Annotated in this window: 3 protein-coding genes; 1 reads left to right on the top strand and 2 read right to left on the bottom strand. The window is 67.6% G+C overall.

Features of this window, described 5'->3' with window-relative positions; genetic code table 11:
- Window positions 1-589: carbonic anhydrase (locus AC5RUJ_RS14265; RefSeq protein WP_494156047.1), on the bottom strand; the 589-nt coding region annotated here is incomplete at its 3' end.
- 61 nt (window positions 590-650) lie between these two features.
- Window positions 651-1,244 carry a DUF4245 domain-containing protein gene (locus AC5RUJ_RS14260; protein ID WP_494128035.1) on the bottom strand — a complete coding sequence of 198 codons (594 nt, stop codon included), beginning with the start codon at window positions 1,242-1,244 and terminating at the stop codon, window positions 651-653.
- A gap of 245 nt (window positions 1,245-1,489) precedes the next feature.
- Here AC5RUJ_RS14260 and glpX point away from each other — a divergent pair, with 245 nt between their 5' ends.
- A complete protein-coding gene (glpX, locus tag AC5RUJ_RS14255; RefSeq protein ID WP_494014393.1) occupies window positions 1,490-2,479 on the top strand; it encodes a class II fructose-bisphosphatase in 990 nt (329 codons plus the stop codon).
- The last annotated feature ends 144 nt before the right edge of the window (window positions 2,480-2,623 follow it).

The raw sequence follows: 2,623 nt of genomic DNA, 5'->3' as shown, positions 1-2,623 counted from the left end.
GCTCGGCGCGGCCGTCCGCGAGCCGGTAGGCCACGCCGACGACGGCCGTGCGGCCGGCCTCGACCGCCTCGGAAATGGCCCGCGAACTGTCCAGCAGGCGTTCGGAGGACTGCCGGACGTTTTCGATCACCATGTCGTTGAGGTCCTCGAGGCCGGCACGCCGGGCGGCCAGCACCGACGGGGTGATCCGTTCCACGAGGTCCCGCAGGCCGCCGCGCGGCATTTCGCCGGTGTCAATCGTGTTCTTTGCCGCCGTCACGGCCCCGCAGCTGTCGTGGCCCAGGATGACAATCAACGGAACGTTGAGCACATCCACGCCGTACTCGAGCGATCCGATCACCGCGTCACCGAGGACGTGGCCGGCGGTGCGGACCACGAAGGCATCGCCGAGTCCCAGGTCGAAAATGATCTCGGCGGCCAGCCGGGAGTCGGAACAGCCGAAGATGATGGCGAACGGATGCTGCTCGTTGACCAGCGAACTGCGCCGGGCGGCGTCCTGGTTCGGGTGGACTGACGTACCTGCCACAAAGCGGGCGTTGCCGTCGATGAGTTTTTGCCAGGCCTGGGCGGGAGTCAATGAGGTGGGCACGAAGCAACCTTACTGCTTCGTGCGTCCCTGCCCGTGCACCGGTTTCCGTGTCGGGGCGGGTTTACTTGCTGTCCAGGTCTTCCACGATCGCGGTGGCCAGGACATCGAATTCGTCCAGCTCCGCGGTGCCGGTCAGGATGACGGTGAATCCGCCGTGCTCCAGCACGAGGCTGCGCTCGCCCGCGCCGGCGTCGCGCAGTTCCCAGGTGGCACCCGCTTCGCGCTCGCCGGTGACCGGCGCGTTGTCGGTTGCCTGGCCGACCCAGGTGGGGTTGGCTTTGTCGGTCTGGATCAGTCCGATGTACTCCTCGCCCGGCGTGATGTAGCCGACCTCCCACGCCGCCACCTGCGCGGTTCCCCCGGTATTCCACCGGGCGTAGTTGGACGTCCAGCCCGCCGGGAGGTCGACGGCGAGCGGCAGGTAACCGGCCGTGGACTCGGTCTGCAGGGCGACCCCCGGGACATCAATATTACGTTCGTAGACTCCGGGCTTGCTGCCCGGATTCAGGAACATCACCGGCAGCAGCACGGCGAGGGAGAGCCCCACGGCCATCAGCATGCCGACCACCGGAGCCTTCGCGCGGTTGGCCTGCTTGGCCGTCAGCACTGGCTTGACGGGCAACTCGGTCGATTCTTCGGGAAGCGCTTCACTCACGGTTCCATGATCTCAGATGCCCGCCCCTGCGCGCACACGCCCGCGACGCCGGAGCGCGGGTCGGCCGGTCCGCGCGCTGGCCCCCGGGGCGGCGACGACTATGATCGAAAGCAATGGAAGATGTCCGCACCGCAGATGCATCCATCACGGCACCGCAGCCGGTGCTGTCTGAAGAGCTACTCGAAGATGAGGTCGAAGTGTCCCACGAAGCCCAGGCTGACCCCTTTTCCAACTTTCCGCCGTCCATGCGCGTCGGCGACAACGAGCCGGACCGAAACCTGGCGCTGGAACTGGTGCGCGTCACCGAAGCCGCGGCGATCGCCGGCGGCCACTGGGTCGGCTACGGGGACAAGAACGGTGCCGACGGCGCCGCCGTGGACGCCATGCGCGCGTTCCTGTCCACCGTCAGCTTCAACGGGGTGGTCGTCATCGGTGAGGGCGAAAAGGACGAGGCCCCGATGCTGTTCAACGGCGAAAAGGTCGGCGACGGCACCGGCGCCGAGTGCGACGTCGCCGTGGATCCGATCGACGGCACCCGGCTGACGGCGCTGGGAATCAACAACGCGCTCTCCGTGCTCGCGGTCTCCGAGCGCGGCACCATGTTCGACCCCTCGGCCGTGTTCTACATGGAGAAGCTGGTCACCGGCCCCGAAGCGGCGGACCTGGTGGACCTGCGGCTGCCCATCAAGCAGAACCTGCACCTGATCGCGAAGGCCAAGAACAAGAAGATCAACCAGATCAACGTGATGATCCTGGACCGCGACCGGCACAAGCCGTATGTCGAGGAGATCCGCGCCGCCGGCGCACGCACGAAGTTCATCATGGACGGCGACGTCGCCGGCGGCATCGCGGCCGCCCGCGAGGGCACCGACGTCGACGTCCTGATGGGCATCGGCGGCACCCCGGAGGGCATTGTGACGGCCTGCGCCATCAAGTCCTTGGGCGGCGTGATCCAGGGCCGGCTCTGGCCCACCACCGACGATGAAAAGCAGAAGGCCATCGACGCCGGCCACGACCTGGACCGGGTGCTGACCACCGATGACCTGGTCACCAGCGACAACTGCTTCTTCGTGGCCACCGGCATCACCGACGGTGACCTGCTGCGCGGCGTCCGCTACAAGAACCACAAGGTCCTCACGCAGTCGATCGTGATGCGGTCCAAGTCCGGCACCATCCGCTTCGTCGAGGGCGAGCACCAGGAATACAAGTGGGACCGCTTCGAGCGCAAGCTCTAGCCACCTGCAGCGAAGGAAAACCCCGCACCGGCCCGAGCCGGTGCGGGGTTTTCCTCTTGTCGTTCCGGGACGGACCCGGGGGCGGTCAGCGGGGGAGCGTGCCGCGCAGCTTGCGCACGGCCGGCACGACGGCGGCGCGCGCCT

The organism is Arthrobacter sp. Y3223164 (assembly GCF_059091005.1).
The sequence above is the reverse complement of the archived record's forward strand: the minus strand, read 5'-3'. Positions and strand labels throughout refer to the sequence as shown.